The 22464-nt window shown below is 69.8% G+C and carries 20 protein-coding genes and 2 pseudogenes; 19 read left to right on the top strand and 3 right to left on the bottom strand.

Annotation, left to right across the window (positions count from 1 at the left end; translation table 11 throughout):
- Positions 1-663 precede the first annotated feature (663 nt).
- The 16 genes and pseudogenes from ACIQ8J_RS34340 to ACIQ8J_RS34265 all read left to right on the top strand — a co-directional run.
- A complete protein-coding gene (locus ACIQ8J_RS34340) occupies positions 664-1485 on the top strand; it encodes a hypothetical protein (protein WP_403276774.1) in 822 nt (273 codons plus the stop codon).
- 116 nt (positions 1486-1601) lie between these two features.
- Entirely contained in the window at positions 1602-2240 is a 639-nt protein-coding gene (locus ACIQ8J_RS34335; RefSeq protein WP_403276777.1) for a hypothetical protein, read from the top strand.
- A 109-nt stretch (positions 2241-2349) separates the two neighbouring features.
- Positions 2350-3612, top strand: a complete 1263-nt coding sequence (locus tag ACIQ8J_RS34330; protein ID WP_403276780.1) for a hypothetical protein — start codon at positions 2350-2352, stop codon at positions 3610-3612.
- Between the two features lie 205 nt (positions 3613-3817).
- The gene (locus tag ACIQ8J_RS34325; protein WP_403276783.1) at positions 3818-3952 is read left to right on the top strand and encodes a hypothetical protein; all 135 of its coding nucleotides are present in this window, start codon (positions 3818-3820) and stop codon (positions 3950-3952) included.
- A gap of 88 nt (positions 3953-4040) precedes the next feature.
- On the top strand, positions 4041-4838 hold the full coding sequence (locus ACIQ8J_RS34320) for an LPD29 domain-containing protein (RefSeq protein ID WP_403276786.1): 798 nt from the start codon (positions 4041-4043) through the stop codon (positions 4836-4838).
- A 51-nt stretch (positions 4839-4889) separates the two neighbouring features.
- Positions 4890-5630 carry a PP2C family protein-serine/threonine phosphatase gene (locus tag ACIQ8J_RS34315; RefSeq protein WP_403276789.1) on the top strand — a complete coding sequence of 247 codons (741 nt, stop codon included), beginning with the start codon at positions 4890-4892 and terminating at the stop codon, positions 5628-5630.
- A 792-nt stretch (positions 5631-6422) separates the two neighbouring features.
- Entirely contained in the window at positions 6423-7316 is an 894-nt protein-coding gene (locus ACIQ8J_RS34310; protein ID WP_403276791.1) for a methyltransferase, read from the top strand.
- Positions 7317-7398: 82 nt separating this feature from the next.
- Complete coding sequence (locus ACIQ8J_RS34305) at positions 7399-8595, top strand: DUF6573 family protein (protein ID WP_403276794.1); 1197 nt, start codon at positions 7399-7401, stop codon at positions 8593-8595.
- 246 nt (positions 8596-8841) lie between these two features.
- Positions 8842-9300 carry a hypothetical protein gene (locus ACIQ8J_RS34300; RefSeq protein ID WP_403276796.1) on the top strand — a complete coding sequence of 153 codons (459 nt, stop codon included), beginning with the start codon at positions 8842-8844 and terminating at the stop codon, positions 9298-9300.
- A gap of 126 nt (positions 9301-9426) precedes the next feature.
- The gene (locus ACIQ8J_RS34295; protein ID WP_403276798.1) at positions 9427-10965 is read left to right on the top strand and encodes a ParB/RepB/Spo0J family partition protein; all 1539 of its coding nucleotides are present in this window, start codon (positions 9427-9429) and stop codon (positions 10963-10965) included.
- A gap of 85 nt (positions 10966-11050) precedes the next feature.
- On the top strand, positions 11051-11677 hold the full coding sequence (locus tag ACIQ8J_RS34290; protein WP_403276800.1) for a hypothetical protein: 627 nt from the start codon (positions 11051-11053) through the stop codon (positions 11675-11677).
- A gap of 37 nt (positions 11678-11714) precedes the next feature.
- Positions 11715-13199, top strand: coding sequence for a hypothetical protein (locus ACIQ8J_RS34285; protein ID WP_403276803.1), 1485 nt, complete (start codon positions 11715-11717; stop codon positions 13197-13199).
- A gap of 656 nt (positions 13200-13855) precedes the next feature.
- Positions 13856-14611 carry a hypothetical protein gene (locus ACIQ8J_RS34280; protein WP_403276805.1) on the top strand — a complete coding sequence of 252 codons (756 nt, stop codon included), beginning with the start codon at positions 13856-13858 and terminating at the stop codon, positions 14609-14611.
- Entirely contained in the window at positions 14604-15533 is a 930-nt protein-coding gene (locus ACIQ8J_RS34275; protein WP_403276807.1) for a hypothetical protein, read from the top strand. Before ACIQ8J_RS34280 ends, ACIQ8J_RS34275 begins: the two co-directional genes overlap by 8 nt.
- 27 nt (positions 15534-15560) lie before the next feature.
- Positions 15561-15821 (top strand): hypothetical protein, encoded by a 261-nt coding sequence (locus ACIQ8J_RS34270; RefSeq protein WP_403276809.1) that lies wholly within the window; start codon positions 15561-15563, stop codon positions 15819-15821.
- A gap of 833 nt (positions 15822-16654) precedes the next feature.
- Positions 16655-16882: pseudogene (locus ACIQ8J_RS34265) on the top strand (glycosyltransferase); the annotation flags it as partial.
- Between the two features lie 126 nt (positions 16883-17008).
- Here ACIQ8J_RS34265 and ACIQ8J_RS34260 read toward each other — a convergent pair.
- Positions 17009-17479 carry a hypothetical protein gene (locus tag ACIQ8J_RS34260; RefSeq protein WP_403276821.1) on the bottom strand — a complete coding sequence of 157 codons (471 nt, stop codon included), beginning with the start codon at positions 17477-17479 and terminating at the stop codon, positions 17009-17011.
- Positions 17480-17760: 281 nt separating this feature from the next.
- Positions 17761-18096 (bottom strand): hypothetical protein, encoded by a 336-nt coding sequence (locus ACIQ8J_RS34255; RefSeq protein ID WP_403276811.1) that lies wholly within the window; start codon positions 18094-18096, stop codon positions 17761-17763.
- A 190-nt stretch (positions 18097-18286) separates the two neighbouring features.
- Here ACIQ8J_RS34255 and ACIQ8J_RS34250 point away from each other — a divergent pair, with 190 nt between their 5' ends.
- The 3 genes from ACIQ8J_RS34250 to ACIQ8J_RS34240 all read left to right on the top strand — a co-directional run bounded on the left by ACIQ8J_RS34250 (position 18287) and on the right by ACIQ8J_RS34240 (position 21590).
- Entirely contained in the window at positions 18287-18673 is a 387-nt protein-coding gene (locus tag ACIQ8J_RS34250; protein ID WP_403276813.1) for a hypothetical protein, read from the top strand.
- Positions 18674-19171: 498 nt separating this feature from the next.
- Complete coding sequence (locus tag ACIQ8J_RS34245) at positions 19172-20911, top strand: hypothetical protein (RefSeq protein ID WP_403276815.1); 1740 nt, start codon at positions 19172-19174, stop codon at positions 20909-20911.
- Between the two features lie 448 nt (positions 20912-21359).
- Positions 21360-21590, top strand: coding sequence for a DUF397 domain-containing protein (locus ACIQ8J_RS34240; RefSeq protein WP_403276818.1), 231 nt, complete (start codon positions 21360-21362; stop codon positions 21588-21590).
- Positions 21591-21871: 281 nt separating this feature from the next.
- On the opposite strand, the pseudogene ACIQ8J_RS34235 reads toward ACIQ8J_RS34240, so the two are convergent.
- Positions 21872-22376, bottom strand: a pseudogene (locus ACIQ8J_RS34235) (NAD(P)H-dependent glycerol-3-phosphate dehydrogenase); the annotation flags it as partial.
- Between the last annotated feature and the right edge of the window lie 88 nt (positions 22377-22464).

The raw sequence follows: 22464 nt of genomic DNA, 5'->3' as shown, positions 1-22464 counted from the left end.
CCCGGCCATCAACAAGGGACACAGGACAGCTCAACCACGGTGACACCCAAACGCTTCCCAACCAGACCGCGGTGACACACACCAGCAGGTTCACACTGAGCAATCACCAACCAACCTGCGCAACCAGCACCGGCCGGACGAACACCCCAGGCCAGACAGTCAACGAGGCCCGACCCCGCCCAGATTCAGTGAGCCAACACACCCACCAACCCGCTCAACCAACCTGCACAACCCCAGGACAGGAGCATGACGATCGCTCAGTTTCACTGACCACCGACACCAGGGCCCCATCATCCGTAGCAGGGCCCTGAGGGCCCGCCAGCGCCGCGCGGACACCCCCGTGACCGCGCAACCCAACACCACACGACTCCATCGCCGCCGCACCCGCAGACCAAGCCCCACCCTCTCTTTTCTTGATCGTTGGGCGCAGGGAGTCGGGTAGAAGGGGATGTCGGACCCCCCACCACACGAAAACCGTGCGGTGACCAGGGGCCTTGTCCCAAGCAGTCGAAGGGCGAGGGGGAGTTGTCGCGCCAGTTGTTGGAGCAGATGACACACCAGTTGTATGCATTCGGCGTTGGGGCCCCTCCGGACTCGTGTATTATTGATTTTGCGACCGAGCGGCAACTTGGTCGAGTCCAATCACCAACACGAGGAGCTTCCTTGAACACCAGGACGGGAACCGTTGACGCGGTAAGCCAACTCACCATCTACCTTGCTGGAGAGCACGAGACCGACGCGTCAATCGGTCTGACGCTCATTCCCCTGCTCAAAATTCCTACGGCCATCATCGAATTCCGGCACCCTACCGGCGCGCGTGTGTGGTGGGAGGGCTGGTGCGAGGCAGCCGAAATGCTCGACCGGATCTTTCCCGAAAAGGTCGACGCAGGCGAATCGCGCGAACCCGAGCTCACCATCAATTCGTTCGTGATCCTGGATGACGCACCCCGCCGCGCCAAGGTCCGGGCACGCAGCGCGGCAGCGAGCCCCGAAGGGATCGGCGCACTGTCCGTCACCGTCGGAGGTCTGACGATCGTCTGTGCATCGCGCAGCGCGGTCGAGTGCCAGGTTCGCGGATGGCGCGAGGCGTACGACGTGTTCGCCCGCGACGGAGGGTTCGGCCTCCCGTCCGCCGACCAGGTGGCCGCGCGCGTACGGGCCGACCACGCCCGCCACGGGGTCAACGAGCTGTCGGTGGCCGCCGTGGGGCAGCGACCTATCAGCCAGGGGCAGCGGGTACGCGTCGAGCGCTGCCCCGCCCGGCATCTGGCCGTCCGCACGCGGGCGAGGACCGCGCACCAGCCCTCACCATGGCCCGAGGTGTGGGAAGGCGTGGTGTTGCAAGTGACCTATGCGGGAAGCGAGTTGACCGACGTCGAGATCTGCGGCAGGCGTGAGGGCACCGGCGAGACCAGGCGCGTTGGCTTCAGCCTCACCCGAGACGGGATTTTCCGTACACGGGTGACGCAGCTGGAGTCGTCGTAACTCGCCACGTCCGGGATGTGATTGGGGGTTGACCATCACCCCGAAGGGTGTAGTATTGATTTTGTGAGCAAGCGGCAACTTGCTCGCCGCCAACTCAACGACCCAAGGCAGGGAACATGAGCGAATACCAAGACCACATCCGGCAGAGCCTCGACGGGACGCACTATGACCCGGCGGAGGACCTCGGCATCGACGAGATGCGATGGAGCACCGCACCCGTCAGCAAGCCTGTGGCGGACGAGGCGGTGAGCGCCGCCGAGAAGGCACACGCGTTGCTCGACCGCGCGGCGGACGCGTACCTCTCGCTCCTGAACGCCGTTCTCGGCGACGGGACACACCACGTGGTCGCCAGCGCCAACACCCAGCACGGGGAACCCGCCGAAGGCCAGCAGCTCACCGTGCTCGGAGACGCCATCATCATCGACGAGGCGGCCGCCCTGCGGGTATGCACCGTGATCGCGGCAGCCATGGTCAGGGGCTCCACCGGCGGAGTGGTCGTACGCACCTTCGGCCCCGACGGGTCGGAATCGGTACGCGGCTGGAGTGTCCGGAACCTCTGGCTTCGGCCGCTTTCCGCCGACAGCATCCGGGAGGCGTCCAGCTTCCACCCCGAGACCGGCGCGCCGCTGGCCCCGGAACCGGGAGTCGAGTTCCGGCAGGCCGAGCGAGTCCCGCGCCCGACCCAGACCCGGGGAGCCGGAGCCACCAGCCACACCGCGCCCCGGTGCAACCGCCCCCCAAACCGGCGCAACTGAGCACCACCCCGCCTGGGCCGGTCGCCCGACCGGCCCAGGCGGGCACACCCCTGCCTCCCGGTGTGAGCGGCAACTCACCCGGCACCAACCCGACCAGGAGTGACCCGACATGACCGCGACCACCCAGCCCGACAGCAGCACGCGCACCCCGGCCCAGGCCCAGGCCCCTGCCGAGGTGCCGGCGCCCACCGCCCCGACCGCCGAGCAGCTCCGCACGGCGGACACCCACGGCCCGGTGTCCCTGCCCCGCAACCTGGTCCACCTCACCGCCCAGGCCGAGGCGGCGGGATGGGCCGCCACCACCGAGACGCAGCCCGGGCACTGCGCACTGCTCCTCACCGCCCGCCAGGAGACTGGGGAAACCGTCCTGCGGTGCGTCTGGCGGCTCACCGCCCGTGGCTACCGCTGGAACGGTGCCACCCTGACCCGCTACGGCCAGCAAGCCGCCGAGGACATCGCATGGCGCGCCATCGGGGACCTGGTGGCCGCCGAGGCGCCCACCGCCCGCACACAGCCGACCGCGCCGGACCTGTCCATGTCGGTCTACGGCAGGCGGGGCGCGTCGCCCGTGACAGCGGAGGTCGTCTCTGCCTCCTTGGTCACCACCCCGGCGGGTGAAGTGCCCGCCCTGTTGCGTCCGTGGATCAAGGCAACTGTCCCTGTGACGCTGTACCCGTCGCGGTTCGTCGGGCGGGACTACGTCGGCGCTGACTGCCTGCTCACCCCGGGAGGCGACGACGCCGCCCCAGACACTCAGCCGGTCCTGTCGGTGCTCCCCTCCAACTACCTCACGTCGAATGCCGCCTATCTCGAAGATCTCGCCATGTACGCCGTGGAGGAGGGGCGCACGCAGGCGGAAGGCATGGCGTTCGCCCGGTGGGTGGTCGCCTCCGGCGTCCTGTGGTCGGGGCACTACGACGCGGCCTATTCCGCGTGGGTGCAGTCGCTCACCTGCACCATGACCGCCCGGCACGCAGTGCTCACGTGCACACGGATGCACGGAACAGCCCTGAGCCTCCAGTGCGGTTGCGCACAGAGGCACACCGGCCTCCCGTGGGAAGGCGCCACCGTGTGGGATGACGAGGGGGGCCATTACCTCAGCTTCGACGCCGTCCCCATGGACCGGATCGCCGACCTTATCGCCCGTCATGGGTACCGGGTTGTGGGTGAGTGGTCGGCGTACCGGTACAGGGACGTCGTACGCCGAGTGACCGTCGAGCCGACCGCCCCACCCGGAGACAAAACGACGCCGCTCGTGCCCGCAGCAGCGGACGCCCCGCTGTCCGACCCGGGAGCGGCCGAATACCGCCACTCCGAGCGCGACGATTGGGAGGCGGAACGCGCGAAAGCCGACGCCAGCGCCCAGTCCTGACCCACCCCCAACCACCCTGGGCCGGTCCGAGCCCACAAGCCCGGACCGGCCTTCCCTGGAGGAGACAGAGCTATGCGGATGAGCCAGCGCCGCGCGGACACACTGAACCGACGCACGCGGTTTCTGCACCAACATCGCAAGGACCGGTCGACGTTGCCGTGCCTGGAGACCGGCGGCACCCAGGTCTACGCCTACTGGAAGCGCCGTGAAGGCTCTGGTCGTGTCCGTCCACCTGGACACCGGCGAGGTACCCGCCGACCTGATCAGCGCGGACGGAACGATCCCGCTCCGGATCACGGTCAACGGTGACGACGTCTTCCGCGCCGAGGTCAAGCCGTGATCCCTCCCGCGTAAGATTGTATTATTGGTTTTATGAATGAGCGGCAACTCGTTCGCCACCAACCCGACTCGCACCAGAAGGACAGGGCATGGACTACATCGACACCAAGCACGTGGCCGCCGAGCTCAGGAACCGTCTGAAGAAGGCGTTCCCCGGCGTGAAGTTCAGCGTGCGCAAGGGCACCGGTACAGCCTCCGCGTGGATCTCCGTCCACTGGACCGACGGCCCCGACACGGCAGAGGTCGACGAGGTCACCCGCCCCATGCAGGGAGCCCAGTTCAACGGCCAGGAGGACCGCTACGAGACCACCGGCAACACGGTCACCGTCACCGCCGACGGCCGGAAGATCACCGGTACGCCGCTGGTCGACGGCATCAACAACCACCGGGACATCTCCGAGGACGCGCTGAAGGCCGCTACCGCCCTGTGGTCCGAGGCCCACAGCGGCACCGCCCCGGACACAGGCGGCATGCTCGGTGCCTGCGTCGTCGACGGCCACGCCATCCGGGAGAACTGGGCCGCGCAGCAGGTGCACCAGGTCGCCAGCGACATCGTCCTACCCCAGCGCTGGGCCGCCGCCAAGGAGCAGACCGCCGCCCAGGCCGACCGTCCGGCGTACACCCCGCAGGAGGACGCGGAGGAACTCACCGTCACGCACACGAATGAGGACGGAACGACCGTCACCGGTACCCGCCTGGGCGACGGCGCCGCCGATGTGCTGAAGCGGCACGGCTTCAAGTGGCACCGCAAGAACCAGTACTGGTACGCCCCCGGCAGCCGTGACCAGCAGGCCGACACCGAGTTCATGACCGCCGTCGCCGCCGAGCTGCGCGCCGCCGCCCTGAGCGTCGCCACGGCCCTGCCCGAGCCGGCCTCTACCGTCTGACCGCCCCTCGGCCGGGCGCCGTTGGCGCCCGGCCCGCGTCCTGGAGTTCTCATGCGCACCCACGCCACTTATCAGCTCATCGGCGATCGCTCCCACCAGTGCGACGCCACCGCCACTTACACCCGCAACGGCGCCCGCGCTTACGTCCTGTGCGACGGCATCGGTTCCAGCGACGAGGTACGCGACTGGACCCGCACCGCCGCCCGCCGTCTCGCCCGCGCCGCCGCCCTGCACGCCGACGCCGAGGCCGGCCTGAGGGCCGTCTACGAGGCCTACGCCGCCGAGGCGGACCGGCAGGACAAGTACGCCGACCTGCCCACCGCATGCGCCGTCGTGGCTGTCACCGCCCCCGGCAAGCCGCTCAACGTCGCCTGGTGCGGAGACGCCCGTGCTTACGTCGTCGCCAGGCACGGCGCCGTCCACAAGCTCACTGCTGACCACAACCTCCGCCGTGTCAACCAGGGCAGCCGCAACCGCGTCACCTCCTGGCTTGGCTCGACGTACAGCGATGGGCAGGTCAAGTCCCGGTGCGGGCACCCCGCCATCGAGTCCATGAGCCGCGACGCGGAAAACGACCGCCGTCTCCTGCTCGCCAGCGACGGCGCGTACGAGCCCCTGGAGGACTCGGCCCGCAACCTCACCCTCTACCTGGCCGGAACCCCGAGTGAGGCCGCCCGTGACTTCACCGAGTCCGCGATCGCGCACGCCGGGTCCTACGCCGACAACGCAACCGCCCTGGTCGCCGACTTCCATACGCACGCACCAGGTAAGCCGCGGGTCGCACCCCAGTAACCACCTCCGAGCCGACCACCCGACCGGCCGGGCGCCCCACGCGCCCGGCCCACCGAGCGGAGCCCCCATGTCCACGCACTTCCCCTCTCAGCCCGCCGGCGATTGCCCGCACCCGACCGGCACCTCCGCCGACCCGAGCGCCGTCGAGGCCTGGGAGACGGAAGGCGGTGTCTGCGCCGACGTCGAGACTCCCCGCGCCCCGCAGACACCGCCGACCGCCCCGTCGCGGCCGGCGGATGTTCATCGCCTGTTGCGCCGTTGGGGAGTTCGGACACCGTACGGCTGACGGGCCCGGCCCAGACCGTGCACCTCGCCGAGGAGGACAGCGGCCCAGCTCTGTGCGGCGCCGCCCCAGCGTGGTGGGAGTCCGCAGACCCCGGACGACAGGCACTGCGCCGGGTGTCCTGCCATGGCTGCACCGAACTGTGGATCGAGCGGGCGGGAATCGGGCCCCGGTGGCAGGTGGCAGGTGGCCGACTGCATGCGATGGAGGGTCTACCGGACCGAGCACAACCGGTACGGCACGCCCGTCAGCGTGTTCGACGGATACGTCACGCGATGGGACCGCGTCCTCGGCCACCGCCGGTGGTGCTTCTACCACTCGGCAGCCACGGTCGGTGCCCGCATCTCCGCCTGCCCCCGAGACAGCGACGAGCACAAGCAGTGGTGGTTCCCGGCCGCGCCGCAGCCGACGCCCACCGGCGCCCAGACCAGGCGCACCGCCCCTCTCACCGCCGGTCCGGTACGGCACTCCGGACCGGCGCACCACCTCACCCCGAAAGGCGGCACGTCATGCCCGGAAAGCTCAGCAAGGAGCAGGCCCAGAAGCACAAGCTGGCGTTCGAACTGGTCGCGGAGGAGCGGGACTTGACGGAGGAGGAACGGGAATTCGTCCTCGATCACTACCACGAGTCCGCGAACACGGGCCGCGCCCTGGACGGCGCGTTCTTCACACCCGCCGAGCTCGCCGGCCAACTCCACCTCGTGATCCCGGGCAACCGCATCATCGATCTGTGCGCGGGCATCGGGCGCCTGGCCTGGCACGCCCGCGACCTGGTGGCCCGGCACTTCGAGCGCCTGCCGCCGCGCGAGATCGTGTGCGTGGAGAAGAACCCGGAGTACGTGCGGGTGGGGCGGCGCATCCTGCCGGAGGCGACGTGGATCTGTGCCGATGTGCTGGACGTCCCGGGCATGAACCTCGGTTCCTTCGACTGTGCGATCAGCAACCCTCCGTTCGGGCGGATCAAGCGCAGCGGCAGCGCCCCCGGGTACCGGGGGCCGCTGTTCGAATTCCACGTGATCGCGGTCGCCGAGACGCTGGCCCGGCGTGGGGCGTTCATCATCCCGAGGGAGTCCGCACCGTTCCGGATCGAGAGCGGCTTTGTGTGGCAGGACTCGCCCGCGTACGAGCGTTTCCACCGCGAGACGGGGATCAAGCTCCGCCCCAGCCCCGGGATCTCCACGGACGAGTACCGCGCCCAGTGGCGCGACGCCTCACCGGCCACCGAGATCGTGCTGCACAACCGCGACGAGGACGAGTTGGAGGCCCAGGCGGAGCAGGCCGAACGCGCGGAACGGGCAGCTGCCAGCCGGAAGCCCAGGCCGACGGCTTCACGCACCGCCACCGCCCCCAGGGCCGCGCAGGAGAGCGAGTTCGGCGACGGCGGCGGGAACACCTTGTTCTAAAAGGAATTGACCCATTAAGGTGTATTATTGATTTTCCAGATGGGCGGCAACTCATCCGACACCACTCGCAGGAGGACGCACAATGACCACGATCCGCCGGAACTGGACCAAGCGCGTGAGGGAGATCCGCACGGCGGCCCGCACCTGCCGCGCCTACGACTCCGACAGCGGCAACATGGTGCCGGTCGACCCGGCCCGCGCGTTCGAGGCGTGGGAAAGCACACCGCGCGCCAGGCTCACCGAGGACGCCCCCGGGCAGCAGTGGACGGTCCACGTCCACTCCAACCGCTTCTATGTCCTGAGCTCCGAGGACACCGCCACGGCCTGCACGGCCCCCGCAGCGCCGACCGCCGCACGGAACACCGACACAACCGGCAGGCACGCACGCACGGTTGCCGCACCCGCCCGGGCGCAGCAGCACAGCGCGGCACGTGCCCCCGCCCGCCACAGGCGGACATCCGTGCCCATGGACCGCAACCGCCTGCCCGGCCACGTGTCCGCCATCGTGGTCGATCTCGTCGGCAAAACCGTCCGCGTGAAGCGTGCCCAGGGATACAGCCACCAGCAGATCCGGGACGAGATCGAGCGGGAGCGGGCCGAAGCCGCGTCCGCCGGGAACACCGGGAGGGTTACGGCACTGGGAACGATCCTCGCGGTACACGCGGCGATGGAGGACGCCGCCCAGTCGCCCACCGGCCCCGCCCCGGCCGACCACGACCCCAGCTCCCCGGCTGAGCAGCCCACCCGGCACCGCGCCGACTCCCCGCAGGAAGGACGGGGCAGCAACAGCGTGCTGTCCCGCATCGACTCGGTTCTGCACGACGCCACCGTCACCGAAGACCCCTCCGTCAGTAACGACGCGATGCGGTCGGTCCCCATGGCCGACGCGGACGAGTTCATCCACGTCTACACCCGCGCCCAAGCCCTGGCGGACGGCGTCTTGGTTGCCGCCGACGCCGACTCGGCCCGGGAGGCCGGCTTCCGTGTCCCGGTCGCCCTCACGAGCACCATGTGGGGGGACTGCGTGGCCTGGGACGACAGCGACAGTGACCGGCAGGTGCCACAGGACGAACGGGGCCGCCTGTGGGACGTGTTGACCATGTGCCGCGCGGCAATCCGGCGCAGCGGTGGGGGCGACGCTCAGACCACCGTCCACCTGCGGCGGGTGCCGCGCGACGGCCATACCCGGCAGGCCTGCCCGGTCCAGCTCGTGTGCGCGATCGGGCCCGGCGACCAGGGCGAGCCCGTGATCACCATCATGCAGCCCGGCGAGGACTGACCCCAGCCACCCGAGGGGCGGACCACCGCCCGTCGGTTCCCGGCCCCACCCCACCGAGGTAGTTCCCCCGATGAGCGACAACTCATCGCCTACACGGCAGAAGGAGCCCGGCCCCCCTCTGACCCACGGCCTTCCGCATCCTGCACGGCGCGGCCGAAGCGTGGCCGCCCCAGGGGCCTGCCGCCCGTGACGGCGACCGAGATCTGACCGCCCCGGCGCACTCGCGCCCGCCCGAAGGAGTCTCCCGTGTCCGACCGCTCCGCGCTCCAGCTCTACGTCTACGCCATGCCCGACGAGGACCGGGCCGCCGTGCAGCTCGGCATCGACGACAACTGTCTTGAGCCGTACGACGACTGCGGCAACGGCATCGTGCTCGGGATGCGGTACCTGACCGAGGAAGTGCCGGTCGGATCCGCGCACGACCTTGCCGTGCACCTGCTCACGAAAGCCCCCGGTACGGCGTTCGAACTGTGGCAGGACCCCGTGTTCCAGCACGCCGGCCACTACGTGGCGCACCTTCCCGGGATCGGCACCTACGAGGGCGAGTGCGACTCCTACGGCTCCCCCCTCGTGAAGCTGACCGAGGTACTCGACGCCCTCCCCCTGGGGCAGGACAGTGCCGCCCCCCTCCCGGCGGGCCACGTCGCGCACCACGCGCCGTTCTTCACCGCCCTGCGGCACGCCCAGGCAGCACGGCGACCCTGACCAGCATGGCTGCCCGATATCCCCCCCGGACGAAAAGGGTTGCCCCACAGCCACAAACGCGTATAATTGATTTCATGAGCAGGCGGCAACTTGCTCGACACCAACCCGATCGCACCAGGAGCACACATGAACGGCACCGCAACAACGACACCGATGCAGCGGGTCACCCTTCGGCTCGGCCAGATCCGCGTCAACGAGAGCAACGTCCGCCAGGACCTCAACCTCGACGAAAAGTTCCTCAAGTCGGTTGCGGCCAACGGCCTGAAGGTCCCCGTCGTGGTCCTCCCGCGCGGCGAGGACACGTACGAGCTGAAGATGGGCCACCGGCGCTACTTCGCCGCCCAGGCCACCCAGAAGACCGAGGCGGAGCAGGACGTGGTCGAGGTCCCCGCGTACGTGCTCGATCCCTCGCTGCGCGAGGCGGGCGAGGACTTCATCGACCAGCTCATCGAGAACGACGACGCCTACCGCCGGGGGCTGACCGAGCTGGAGCAGGCCGACGCCCTGTTCGGAGCGGTCGGCGAGGGCATGAAGCAGGCGAGGGTCGCCGAACTCACCGGCCGGACCCGTACCCAGGTCTCCCGCGCGGTCAAGACCGCCAAGACGGTCGGCGAGCGGACCCGTTCGGTCCTCGCCGAGGCCGGGACGTATGACCTCGATCTCGAAGTGCTCGGCGTGCTGGGCGAGTTCGACGACGACGGCGACGCCGTGGACCGGCTATTGGAGGCCTATCGCAAGGGCCGCTTCGAGTTCCAGGTGCAGTGGGAGCGCGACGACCGCGCCGAGCAGCAGGCCCGCGCCACGGTGCGCCCGCAGTTGCAGGAGGCCGGGGTACGGCTGGCCGAGGACTCCGACACCCTTGCGCCGACCGCCGAGCCGCTCGCCGGGCTTGACGGCCCGGACGGCGAGCCGATGACCGCCGAGGCCCACGCCGGATGCCCGGGCCACGTGGCGACCTGGGCCGAGAACCCCAGCGAACCCGGCGAGGTGGACTACTTCTGCACCGACCCGGACCACTTCGGCCACCGGCTGCCCCAGGAAGACGCCCCGGAGACGGACGGCGAGGGAGACGTACAGCACGCCGAGGCGACGGGAGAGGCCAAGCCGTCGGCACCGTCGCGCGAGTACGTCAAGGCGGGCAACAAGGCCTACCACGCCGCCGAAAAGGCCCGGCAGGCGTGGCTCAAGGACCTGATCGCCCGCAAAAGCGCGCCGAAGCCGCTCGCCGCGTTCATCACCGAGCAGCTCCTGAACTGCCCCAAGCCGGTGGCCCAGTGGGCAGGAGACGTCGGCCGCCACAACCTCATCAAGGAGCTGACCGGCTACAGCACCCTTGCCGAGCGCGCCAGGACGGCGACCCCGGCCAAGCTCACCCTGCTCAACTTCGCGGTGCTGGCCGCGACCTTCGAGAAGCGGATGACCGAGGCCCGGACCTGGCGCACCGACCGCAGCGCGCAGTCCTCCGTGTACGAGCTGCACGAGATCCGCTCGGACGCCCGCACGTGGCTGGCGTTCCTCGCCGAGATCGGCTACCCGCTCTCCCGCGTCGAGCAGGCCGTGGTCGCAGACGAGCCCTACCAGGAGCACGAGCCGGACCCGGCCGACGAGGACACCGAGGACTCCCCGGACGGCGCGAGCGTCGAGGACTCCGAGGACGCGTCCTGACCCGCGGCTCGGGCCGGACCACTCGGTCCGGCCCGGGCCCCTCTCCCTCCTCTCTCTGCGTGCCGCCCGCCCGGAAGGCTTCGCCATGCTCCGCTCCGAACTCCGCTTCACCACCGGCCTGTTCGTCGCCCAGGCCGACGTCAGCAACCACACGGGACTCATCGCCCGGGCCGGGCTCGCGATGCCGGCCGCGCCCTTCGGCTCCGCCGCCTGGCAACTGCCCGCGCTGGTCGCCTACCTCCACCGCCTCCACCGGGACGAGGAGGACCCCTCCCCCGAACTCTGGCGTGCACACACCGAACGCCAGTCGGGCGGCCCGGTGCCCCGACCGCACCGCCGCTATCAGGGCAACGGCCTGCACGACCGGGACGCGGTGTGCGTGCTCGACATCCAGCTCGGCCCGCGCCAGGAGGAGACCGGCTGGCCCGCCGCCGACCTCGCCGTCATCGAGCAGGAGGACGGCGCCTGCCCCTTCGGCCGCGTCACCCGCCGCCACGGCGCCGAGGCGATCGCCGCGTACACCGCCGAGGAACTGGCCGCCGAGCACGCCCGGCTCATGGACCGGGCCCGCCGCCACCAGGACGCCGCCTTCGTTCGCCTGGCCAACCTGGCGCAGCGCGCAGCCGACTGGGCCGACAAGGTCCGCGCCGCAGCCCACGCCGACGCCGTCCACGCCCAGGCCGAGAAGGCCCGGGCCCGCATCACCCGCTGACCAGCACCGCTCACCGCCGCCCGTGGAGGCCTGCGCCATGTACGAGTTCGAGCCCGCCTCGCCGACCTTCGCCATCTTCGACACCGTCATCGAGCACACCCTGCACGGTCGGGACCGCACCAGCGCCGACCTGCCCGGCGGCTACCGGCTGACCCTGCGCACCCGCGAGCTGCACGGACCGGTGCGGGCCGCGCTGGCCGCGCCGTCGCCCACCGGCCCCGCCCGGATCTGCATCGCGCGCTTCAGCCCGGTCACCCCGACGCCCGCCCTGGCACGCGTCCTCGACGCGGTCACCCGCTACGCCCCCGCCCTGCCCGACGCCCGCGACGCGCACCCGTCCCCGCAGGCCGTTGCCCGCCTGCTCACCACCGGCACCTCCTTCCAACGGCCCGGCGAGCCGGGGCTGTTCGTGCGGTTCGGGCCCGCGGAGGCCTGGCTGAACGGCAAGCGGCTCAGCGTCACCCTGGGCAGCCCGGCCAGCGGGACCAGCCTCATCCTGGAGGGACCCTGGGACGCACCGTCCACCGCCCGCCTCACCGCCGCCGTCCTGAGCGAACTGACCGGCACCGAGCAGCTCGCCGACGAAGTGGCCGCCCTGCTGCCGCCCGGGCCGTGGCAGGTCGTCTCCGACCAGTACCACCCCGACGCCGCCCTCATCCTGCCCAGGACCCGTCGCCCCGACCCAGAAGACCCTCTGGGCCGACGTGTCTCCCGCGCCCTGCGTGAGGTCGAACACGAACTGCAGGCCGCGCAGACGGACTGGGACTTCCAGGAGCTGATCTACGTCGAGGGCTCGGCCGTCGCCCTGCGCGTCACGCGCCAAGGCTGCGCCGTCCCCCTCCTGGTCCGGAAGGTGGTGTCCGAGGGCGCGCACATCCCGGACGAGTTGGGCAACACCCACACGCGCTTCTTCCCCGCCGACCCGCCCACGTCAACCACCACCTCCAGCACCCCGGAAATCGCTGCTGCCCTGGACCTCTACGTCGCCCCCGAGGACAGGCCGTACACGTACGGGCTGAAGCTGGAACTCGGAGAGTGGGGATACGTCCTGGACGCCTCATCCGTCTTCTACGGGCCCGGCTGGTACCCGTTCCACCAGCACGTCACGCGCCGGGAGAGGAATCCGACCGCCCCGCTCAACGACCACGAAGTCCCCACCGGGCGCACCGTTCCCGCCCGGGTGCGGCTCTCCCCCGACACGGAGAACCGTTCCTGGGGCAACGAGTACGTACAGCTCACCCCCGTCGACCACCGCATCGAGGCCCGCCTGGAGCTGTATGCCGGGCAGCGTCAGGCGAGCACACTGGTCCGCACCGTCACGCTGGAGATCGACCTGCGGGCGAAGACCGTCAGGCTCCCCGACCAGATCCCCGCCGCTCTGCGCCACCAGGCCGAGACCAAGGGCCGGAGGATCCTCGATCTGCTGCTGGCCGCGCGCCGCGAACGCCGCCAGGGAGCGGCTGAGCCGCGTGGCGTCCTCGGGCCCTGGGACCGCAGCGACCCGCCCAGCACGGATACCTGACGCCGTCACCAACCGCGCGAGCGCCAGCTCGCTCCCACCGCGACCTCGGCGTCGCTCCATACTTCGCCCCACCGCCGGTCCGGGGCGGCAACCCCGGACCGGCCCCAATCACCAGCTCACCGCCCCGAGAGGACCACCATGGTGCTGCATCAGCTCACCGGGGACGAGTGGCCGACCACCCGCGCCCACGTCGATATCGGTACGTGCCGCTCCTCCGCGAGCATCGTGTCTGGCTCGTTCAGTCGCCCGGGCCAGCCGCTCGTTGGCGATCACGGTCATGGACGACTCACGCCAGCCAGAGCGGATCATCGAGCGCGGACCCTGGGCGCTGTGGGATGAGTGCGAGACCAACGGCTCTCTCCCCAGCAGGGCGGCATTCGGCTCTGCAGCCTGCACGCGAAGGGCGAGGTCGGCGACGCGCTGATCACCCAGGAGATAGGCGACCGGCCATTTCGGCAGGTGATGGGGTTCAACGCCGACGAGGCCGACCGCAGCCTCCGGGACAAGGCGGCGAGCAAGAACCCGCTGCGCCAGGGCGTGTATCCCTTGATCGACTGGGGAGGGCGAGCGGTGCGAAGCGTTGTTGCACGAGCGGTTCGGCGTGCGGTGGGAGAAGAGTTACTGCAGCTTCTGCTTTCCCGGTCTCGATGGGTGCTATGGCCGACCACCTGGACCGGATGCGCGTCTATCCGGACATCGCCGGACGGGCGCTGCGCCTGGAGTACACCTCGGTCAGCCTCAGCCCGCAGGCGAAACTGTTCGGCCGCCGAAGCCTGCTGGAGCAGTCCGACCCCGGCCGGGCCGCCGACCGGCCCGTCTTCGCCGCCTTCGAGGAGGAACTCACCTGCCCGTGGGCGCTGTACCACGTACGGCGCATCCTGCCGGCCTCGAAGGCGGATCCACACGCCGGGGGGCGGCCGCTGCGCTCGGTGGAGCGGGTCCCCGTGGGCCGCGCGTCCGCTCTGGGCCGGAGGCTGCGCACATTCTCGGAGCGGCACGGCTACCCCGTCGAGGTCGACGAGCGCTACGGGCGGGTACGGACGTGGATGCGGCGCAGGCAGTCGGAGCTGCTGGAGGAGCAGCTGGTCACCGCGCCCTTTCACGTCGAGAGCAAGCAGGTGCAGCGCTTCAAACGGGAGTGGGGACGTACTCGTGGCGGGGTGTCCGCTGGCGAGTTGACACCCAGCCATCAAGAGCGTCATATTGATTACACGAAAGTAGCGGTGAAAGCGGTGGGCGGCGGAAGGCACCCTCTCGCGAGGGTGTCGCCCCAGGGCGGCAACCCCGGCCGAACGTCCCGCCGGCCACCTTCACCAACTCGACTCGCCCACCGGCGCGTGAGCGCCGGAGGACCAAGAGGAGCAGGCCCTCAGTATAGGGCCGTGGCTCGAACCGGAGAGTGCAATGTCTAATGCTCTGAACCCGCAGCGCCGCGTCGTCGGCGACCGTGCCGTGGTCAACCGCGACTGGATCCGTGAGTTCACCGGCGCCAGCGTCGGCACCGCGGCCCGCTGGTACAAGGTGCGAGACGAGCAGCCGGAGGAGCACCGCCATCCGGAGAAGGAACGGATCGACGGGACCGACTTCTACGACGAGCAGCAGTTCCGCGCCTTCTACACCTGGTTCCAGCAGGAGAAGGCGAACAAGGTCCTCAAGGCCGACCCCGAGCTGTACAGGACCGACCCGGAGGACGCCGTCTCCATCAACACGGCCGCCAAGTGGCTGGGCTTCAGCGGACCCTCGGCGATCCGCAAGTACCTGAGGGACAACCCCGACTACTTCCCCAAGCCCCTCGCTGAGCCGGTCGAGGGCCCGACCGGCCGCATGATCCCCGGCTTCCGCGTCGGCGACCTGCAGGACTTCGACAAGAAGCGCACCGGGGACAAGCTCGGCAAGGCCGGCCGCCGTCCCGGGCCCCAGGACAACGCGGCCGTCGGCCGCCCTTCCGCCCTCGAGGAGGCTCTCGCGGCCCAGTTGAGCGCCCACGCCGACGATGAGCCGCTCACGGCCACGCAACTCGCCGAGCAGTACGCCGCCGAGGCGATCGACCGCGACGGCTACCACCCGGGGCTGGCCGCGGAGCTCAGCGTGCAGTACGGCGGGCCGCAGCGGTCCTGGGAGTACGTCGTACGCAACGCCCTCGAGCACCGCCCCGCGGCCACGCCGCCCCGCTCGGAAGCCGACCGCAGGTCGGCCATCGCCCTGGCCGCCCTGCGCGAGCGCGGCGACATCCGCGGGCTCGCCGCCTCCCTCGCCCGCGAGCACGGAGGCAGCCCCGACGTGTGGTCGCGGGCCGTGAGCGCGGCACGCAGGACCGCCGACCCCACCACCTGATCACCCGACGCCGGAGGACGATCCCTGATGCCCAGCTACCAGCTCCGCGACACCATCACCCGCCAGCTCCTCGCCCTCGGCCTGGCCGACTACGCCGCGGCCGAGGCTGCCCTGGACCGCCTCGACGACGAACTGGAACACGACCTCGCAGCCAACGGCGAAGGCGCCGGACGCCTCCGGCTGCGCCTCGACGTCGAGAAGGTCACCGACGGCATCACCGAGGCCGTCGGACATCACGTGCTCCTCCTCGGCGTCGACGACCACACCGACCCGCTGCCCGCGCTGTAACCGCGTCTGCCCGGATACCCGCTCCCGCCTGCGTGCCCAGCGACAACGGTGACGGCCCAGCGCCTCACGATGAAGTCCCCGCGTCCCAAGCCGATCACGAGAGCACGGACCGCAGGACTATCCGGATCCCATCTCGCCCCGCTGGTCGAGGAGTTGAGGGAGTTGCTCGGCATCGTGACCGCGTGTCGGCTGACCGGCCGCTCGCACGCCGCCCACCTCGCGGGCAACCCGCCGAACCGAAGCCAAGGCGCCCCGGCCCGCTCTGGCGAGTGCTCACCTGCTGGCGGCGCACCGGGTCTCTCCGGCCCAACAGCTCTCATAGGGTTGTTGATTCCCAGGCAGGCCAGCACACCGTCCGGTGGCCAGCACGGAGGAGTGACGAGCAGGTGCATGTGGAGTTCACCGCCCCCTGCCCGTCCGGCCTCGGAGACACGTCACCCGGGGAATGGACCGGATCCGGGCACTGAATAGCAGCTGATAGGAGGGGTTCATACCTTCCGAATCTTCCATGATTGTGAATGGCCGGACCGTCGAGAGGAATGCCAACATGAGCCAGCCCGAGTGCGCCGCCTGCGGAGCCACCGAGCTCAACTCGGTCTACGCGGCAGCGCGCGGATGGCGCCTGATCCGGCGGCGCCTGATCAGGCGATACCGCATGCACTGCGCCGATTGCGCCAGTCGCTTCCCTGCTCGAATGCGGAAGCAGTTCTAACCCAGGCCCGCCCCGGCGGGGCGGGCCTGCCTGACGAGGGGCCGTCGCCGGACCAGCCTCTGCCGCTTTCTTGGGGGCAGGAGCAGGGGCCGGCGGGCTCCGAGGCATCTGTTCATGCACGGTAGTGCTGGCCACCGGCGGCTACGTCGCGGTTCCGGTCGGAGTCGCGGCGACCCGGCTGTGCCACTTCCCCCTGGTGGTCCGCGAGCAGACCGTCCGGCTGGGCTTGGCCAACAAGACGCTGGCCGGGGCGGCTGCCCGGGTCGCGGTGTCGTCGGAGTCCCCCCTGCCGCTCCTAGCCGAATCGGTCCGCAGCAGGGCGGTGGCCACCGGCAATCCCGTACGGCCCCGAGGCGTTCTCCGTCAGGCCACGTCGTTCAGTCTGGCGTCGAATATCGTCAACCAGGTCAAATCCCCGGGGACTCGGAGCCAGGCAGCCGCATGCGCTCACCTTCGCGGCCGTGCCGGTTCGCCGTCAGCATCCGTACGCGGCGAGGATCTCCTTCGACTGCCGGTCCGCCGGCGCCAGGGCCCGCATCCCGCCGGTCCGCGCATTGATCAGCCGCAGCGCCGGTGCGCCCTTCGCGAGCGGCTCGACGACCATCAGCGCCTTGTCACGCTCGAACATGGTCACCGCCCGGTCCAGCCGGTACGGCGAGTAGTACAAGCACTGCCCCGCGCCGCCGAGCTCCCGCTCATAGCGGTCCGAAACCGAGGGCCACACGTAGGCGGCCGCTTTCGGTCCCTCCCACGCCACTGTCGCGAGCAGGACACCGACGAGCGCGCACTGCCACACCCTGAGGCCGTAGCGCGCGATCAGCGGCCGCGCGGCGAAGTACACGGCGTACGTGGGTACGAGGCAGACCCCGGCCACCACGATGTACGCGAGCACCCGGTGGTCGTGCCACAACTTCGAGTACAGCACCGCGCACAAAGCCGGCATCATCAGCTCGAAGCCAGTACTGGCAGCGAGAATCGCCGCCAGCCACTCATGGTCACGCTCACCCCGGCCGCCAGCGCGCGGCGCCACCATCTGTCTCGCCAGTGTCGCGAACGCCGTGATCTCTCCCCATCCGGTCGGTACTGCCCGTGACCGTCCCCCCCCCGGAAATCGAGCACAACCAGCACACGTCACAGCAACCCCCCGGCTGGAGTTCGGAGTTCAGCCATTGCCCGGAGAGGGGCTTGCCGTCGCGGATGGCAGAACCGGTTACCGAACCCTCTGGCTCAGTGGCTGGCCCAAGGACTGGAGAGCACGACATCCACCGCCGGGCCACGCTGCTGCACTGCCGCCAGGAGCATCCGCACTTCGTCGTTTCCCGGGTGTCGAGCGAGCAGCTCCTCGGCGTCGATGAACAGGACGAACCGATCCTCGGTGGACCGGAGACCGAGCGGACCCAACTTCTGGGCAGCCGCTTCTGGCCCCAGCTTACGGACCTCGATCTCCCGCAGGGCGCTCTTGAGCTGACTCACGTACGCACGCACACCCGCGTCAGGCGGGAGTGCTTGCTTGCCGCGGGCAGCTTGCCCGATCCAAAACTGCGTCTCACGCGAACTGGTCATGCCGTCGATTCTCCACAGGATCGACAGACTGGAAACAGATTCGCGCCGGCTGACCCCTCGCAACGGCGACCGTCGTCTCCGGCCTCGCCGGTGAGGAACGACAACTGGCCCCGAAGGCCCAGTGTCGGGTCCCAGAGTCTCGTCGTGCGCCCCGGTCCTCACCCGTGGGAGTGGCAACGGAGCAGGAGCCGTGTCCGCCACCCACCGCCGCCGGGTTGGGCCGATCATGAAGAATCTGCTCGGCATCGTCCTCGCCGGCGCGGCGCTCAGCGCGGCCCTCACCGCTCCCGCCACCGCCGCTCCCGCCGCACCAACGGCGGCCAAGTGCACCACACTCGAGGTGACGGGCGCCACGGTCGCGGTGCGGCGCCCGGCCCGCGATGCGAACAGCGCCACGACGTCGGACCCGGTGGACCACTACGTCCACCGCGGCGACCGGCTGGAGAGCTGCCTGTCCACGTTCAATCGCACCACCGACGGCCAGCCGCTTTACCACGAGTGCGGCCACGGGGGCAGTGATTGGTACCTGGTGCGTGGCGGCCAGATCCCCGAGACCTGCGTGCGGGAGATCCACTGATCCCTCCCTGGCGGCCCGCGTGAAGCGGCCGTCCGGGCACTGGGTCGTCCACCACGGGCGGGCAATCGTGGCGGGCACCCCGTGGACGCCCCCGGTACGCCGGGCCGTTGAGCGGATCATGCGTGCGCGCGGCTGTTCGTCAGCGAGATGTCTGTCGGCAAGCACTCGGCGAGCATCTTCAGCAAGCTCGGCATCAGTGCCTCCGACGACACCGACCACCAGGTGCTGGCAGTGCGGCGTACCTGAACGGGTCCGTCCCACCTCTGACCGACCCTGCTGTCCGGGCTGCCGCCCTTTCGGCCCCGAGCGCGGGCCCCTCGGTGCGGCGGGGAAGAGCCGGAGAGAGAGGCGTTTCGATAGGCCGAAAAGAGACCCGCTGTCGATCACAGTCCGGCAGTAGCGTGCACGGGCACATAAGTCATGTACGCGACAACACCTTGCGTGTTGCGGGACGCTGCGCCGTGTCCGGCGGCACGCGATTCCGATGGGGGAACCGAGTTGACGAGACGATTACACACAGCGCGTCGGCTGCGCGGCACGCTCATCGGCCTGATGGCCTTCGCCACCGCAGCAACGACCCTGGCCGCCACCGCCCCGTCCGCCCAAGCCCATACCCACACGGGCGGCCAAGTGCTGTCCGTGCCGGTCACCGAGCTGAAGTCGAGCGTGCTCCGCTCCCCCGGCGTGGTGGCACCGGCCGACGAGGGACCGATCGAGCGCGACGAGGACAATCCCTGGACGGTCGGCGAGTGCCGCAAGGACGCCGATCCGGGCCCTGGCACCTACGACGGGCAGGTCATCCGCACCAGCCGCTACTCGCTCTGCACCGTCCTGCGGACCAAGTACTCCTACATGGTCGACGGGACCGAAGTCGCCTATGCGAACTTCCGGGTGACAGTCCTTCAGGACTCACACCGCAAGGACCGCAAGGCCTCCATCCACCTCATGCTCGACCAGTGGTCATTCACGAACGTGAGCGGCAATCCGGCGGAGAACTACGGCCGCCTGCAAGAGGCCGACCTCACCGTCACCCTGGCGTGTACCGGCTCCGGCAACGCGAGCTGCAAAGGGCACCCTGACCGCGAGTCTCGGCCCGTCGCCGAGTGGCAGAGGGTGCCCGGTGCGGACGACGCGTTCGCCAAGTTCGACATGGGACACAGCAAAGCGACCGATCCAGCCAAGGACAGCCGAGCGAAGGGATTCCTCGCGTCCGACGGGGTGTCGTTCCACGGTTTCGACGTGTCGATCGTCGGCGAATGGGGTGCCTCGATCAAATTCTCCGAGCCACTGCGCTGCGACAGGGCGTTCTACCAGCCCGGCTCCGGCGGCTGCGTGTGGAACAACACGCGGCTGGTCTGGTACGTCGACTACAAGGACTTCCCTCAGTACGCGAAGCATCTCTTCGACGCCACCGAACACCCCACCGCCACCCAGCCGTTCGGGAGCTTCCCCGGAGTACGGATTCCCGGCGCCCTGGACACCAAGCCGACGCCGAAGCCCCTGACACGGCTCCAGAAGAGCGCCGACGGCAACACCTCCCTCACCTACTACAAGGAGAACGAGCGGATCCGGACCAACGCCTGCCGCAAACTCGGCCACACAGCGGGCCAGGAGTGCGACGAGTTCCCGCTGCGCACGACGTACGAGGGTGCGAACTACAGCACTCTGTACCCGGCCGACACCTGGAAGTACTCCGTCCGCTACATCGACGGCGACGACAACTGGCTCGCCGGCCTCGACTGGGCCTCATGGCTGGCCCGACGCCGGGTACTCGCCAAGGGGGACGAGTTGTGGGTCCTGCCCTTCAACATCCCCAATGTCGTAATGCAGTCGGGAGCACCCGTGACGGGCAAGGCAGCCAAGCCGGCCATCGCCCGGCTGACGCAAGCCGAGCGGGCCGCCGCTCCCATTCCCCGCAACGAGTTGTGTCACCACCCCGTCATGGGCGGCTCGTACGACTGTGACTACGGCGAGGAGTGGTACGTCTACTCCAACGGCGTCAAGCAGATGTGGGTGATCGGCTCCGACCGCCAGGTCTGGACGCGCTGGTCCCGGCCGGACGGCAGCTTCGTCGGCTGGCGGCCCTTCGGCGGCCAGGCCACCTCCGGCCTCGAGGTGGTGCTCGATGAGTCCCAGGGCATGGGCGCGGTGGTCCGGGTCCGCGGCACAGACGGAAAGCCGTACTACCGCGAACGCGACCCCAACACCGGTGCCTGGACGGACTGGCACCTGAGGTAGCCGACTCGCTGCGGCCCTGCGCTCCAGTTCCCCCGAAGCGCAAGGCCGCAGCGTCGGCATCGGGCGCCCCTCCCTTGATGCCCGGCCGGCAACGTCGCGTGCCTGCCGGTTGGCGATGGCACCAGCCCGACGTTTCGGGCCAGTGTCCGCCGACCGCTCCCCGAGTCCTGATGTCCGCAGCGACCTGCCCCGGTACATCAAGCGGCTCCCCGCATGTGGGGACCTGAGCGCCCCCGCAAGTCGATCACATGCTTGTACGGATCCAGGACAGTCGGCCTCGGCGGAAGCTTCTTCCTTGGATCCGGCCAGACCGAGTCACTCGGTGTACTTCGAGGGATCGGACGATGTGGGGCGCTACACCGAGGTTTTCGACCACCTGCGGGCCACTGCCCTCGGGCCCACCCGAGACCCGCAGCCGTATCACAACCATGATCAAGGAGCTGTGTAGGTGAGCAACACCAAGGCCGACCTCGCCGAGCTGGACTTCTCCGGCGTCACCTGGGAGAAGAGCCCGTTCAGCGGCGGAAACGATAACTGCGTCGAGTTCGGCGTGATCGGCGACCTGGTCGCCCTGCGGGACTCCAAGCGGCCCGAGCAGACCCCTCTCGTCTACACCCGCAGCGAGATCGCGGCCCTACTGGCCGGCGCGAAGGCCGGCGCCTTCGACCACCTGGCCTGACGCAGCAACGGCCGTGACAGCACGGCCAACAACGAAGGCAGCGGCCGACCCCACCGTTAGTAGGGTCGGCCGCCGCCGTCATCCTCCCAGACCACCGCAAGGGCGCAGGTGAAGTACAACGTCACGGCCCTGTTCGCCGAGAGCCTTCTCGCCGGGCTCGCACCGCTGCCAATCCTTCACGGCAGCCTCCCCGGCCCGATGCGAGCCCCCTCAGGGAACCTTTGCGACAGTCCAGCGCCAACATCCCCTTGCTGACGTCGGGATTCCTGCCTACTGGCAGCTCAGGAGTCGTAGCGTTCGGGTTTAGGCGCGCGAGCCATCAGGCGGTCAGCTGCCGCGATGACACTGGTACGTCCCTGGATGACGTCAACGACGACCTCGGTGATCGGCATTTCCACCTGATGCCGATGTGCAAGGGCCAGCAGCGCCGCGGACGACTTGACACCCTCTGCTGTCTGCTTCGTGGCGATGATCGCCTCGCCCACGGTCATGCCTTGGCCGAGGTGTTCGCCAAAGTACGGTTGCGGGACAGTGGCGAGGAGCAGGTGGTGATGAGGTCGCCGACGCCGGCGAGGCCAGAGAAGGTGAGGGGGCGGCTCCGAGGACGACGCCAAGGCGGCCGGTTTCGGCGAGGCCGCGGGTCATGAGGAGGGCGGTGGCGTTGTCGCCGAGTCCCATGCCGTCGGCCAGGCCGACGGCGAGCGCGATGAGGTTCTTGATGGCGCCGCCGAGTTTGCAGCCGATGACGTCGGTGTTGGTGTAGGGCCGGAAGTACGGGGTCAGACATCCCATGACGTTTCATGTCAAGCGGGATGGGGTTGGGCGTGGTGTGACCAGGCGGTCGCTTCGTCGTAGGTGGTGCGGGTCTTGAGGC

This window comes from Streptomyces sp. NPDC094147 (genome assembly GCF_044764265.1).
Taxonomy (GTDB): Bacteria; Actinomycetota; Actinomycetes; order Streptomycetales; family Streptomycetaceae; genus Streptomyces.
Note: the sequence above shows the minus strand (reverse complement) of the source record. Positions and strands in the feature narration are given on the sequence as shown.

Coding starts and splice junctions, on each gene's coding strand:
- ACIQ8J_RS34280 (WP_403276805.1), top strand. CDS start 13,856: ATGGCCGACCACCTGGACCGGATGCGCGTCTATCCGGACATCGCCGGA.
- ACIQ8J_RS34330 (WP_403276780.1), top strand. CDS start 2,350: ATGACCGCGACCACCCAGCCCGACAGCAGCACGCGCACCCCGGCCCAG.
- ACIQ8J_RS34255 (WP_403276811.1), bottom strand. CDS start 18,096: ATGACCAGTTCGCGTGAGACGCAGTTTTGGATCGGGCAAGCTGCCCGC.
- ACIQ8J_RS34295 (WP_403276798.1), top strand. CDS start 9,427: ATGAACGGCACCGCAACAACGACACCGATGCAGCGGGTCACCCTTCGG.
- ACIQ8J_RS34305 (WP_403276794.1), top strand. CDS start 7,399: ATGACCACGATCCGCCGGAACTGGACCAAGCGCGTGAGGGAGATCCGC.
- ACIQ8J_RS34290 (WP_403276800.1), top strand. CDS start 11,051: ATGCTCCGCTCCGAACTCCGCTTCACCACCGGCCTGTTCGTCGCCCAG.
- ACIQ8J_RS34270 (WP_403276809.1), top strand. CDS start 15,561: ATGCCCAGCTACCAGCTCCGCGACACCATCACCCGCCAGCTCCTCGCC.
- ACIQ8J_RS34310 (WP_403276791.1), top strand. CDS start 6,423: ATGCCCGGAAAGCTCAGCAAGGAGCAGGCCCAGAAGCACAAGCTGGCG.
- ACIQ8J_RS34275 (WP_403276807.1), top strand. CDS start 14,604: ATGTCTAATGCTCTGAACCCGCAGCGCCGCGTCGTCGGCGACCGTGCC.
- ACIQ8J_RS34260 (WP_403276821.1), bottom strand. CDS start 17,479: ATGATGCCGGCTTTGTGCGCGGTGCTGTACTCGAAGTTGTGGCACGAC.
- ACIQ8J_RS34335 (WP_403276777.1), top strand. CDS start 1,602: ATGAGCGAATACCAAGACCACATCCGGCAGAGCCTCGACGGGACGCAC.
- ACIQ8J_RS34315 (WP_403276789.1), top strand. CDS start 4,890: ATGCGCACCCACGCCACTTATCAGCTCATCGGCGATCGCTCCCACCAG.
- ACIQ8J_RS34320 (WP_403276786.1), top strand. CDS start 4,041: ATGGACTACATCGACACCAAGCACGTGGCCGCCGAGCTCAGGAACCGT.
- ACIQ8J_RS34285 (WP_403276803.1), top strand. CDS start 11,715: ATGTACGAGTTCGAGCCCGCCTCGCCGACCTTCGCCATCTTCGACACC.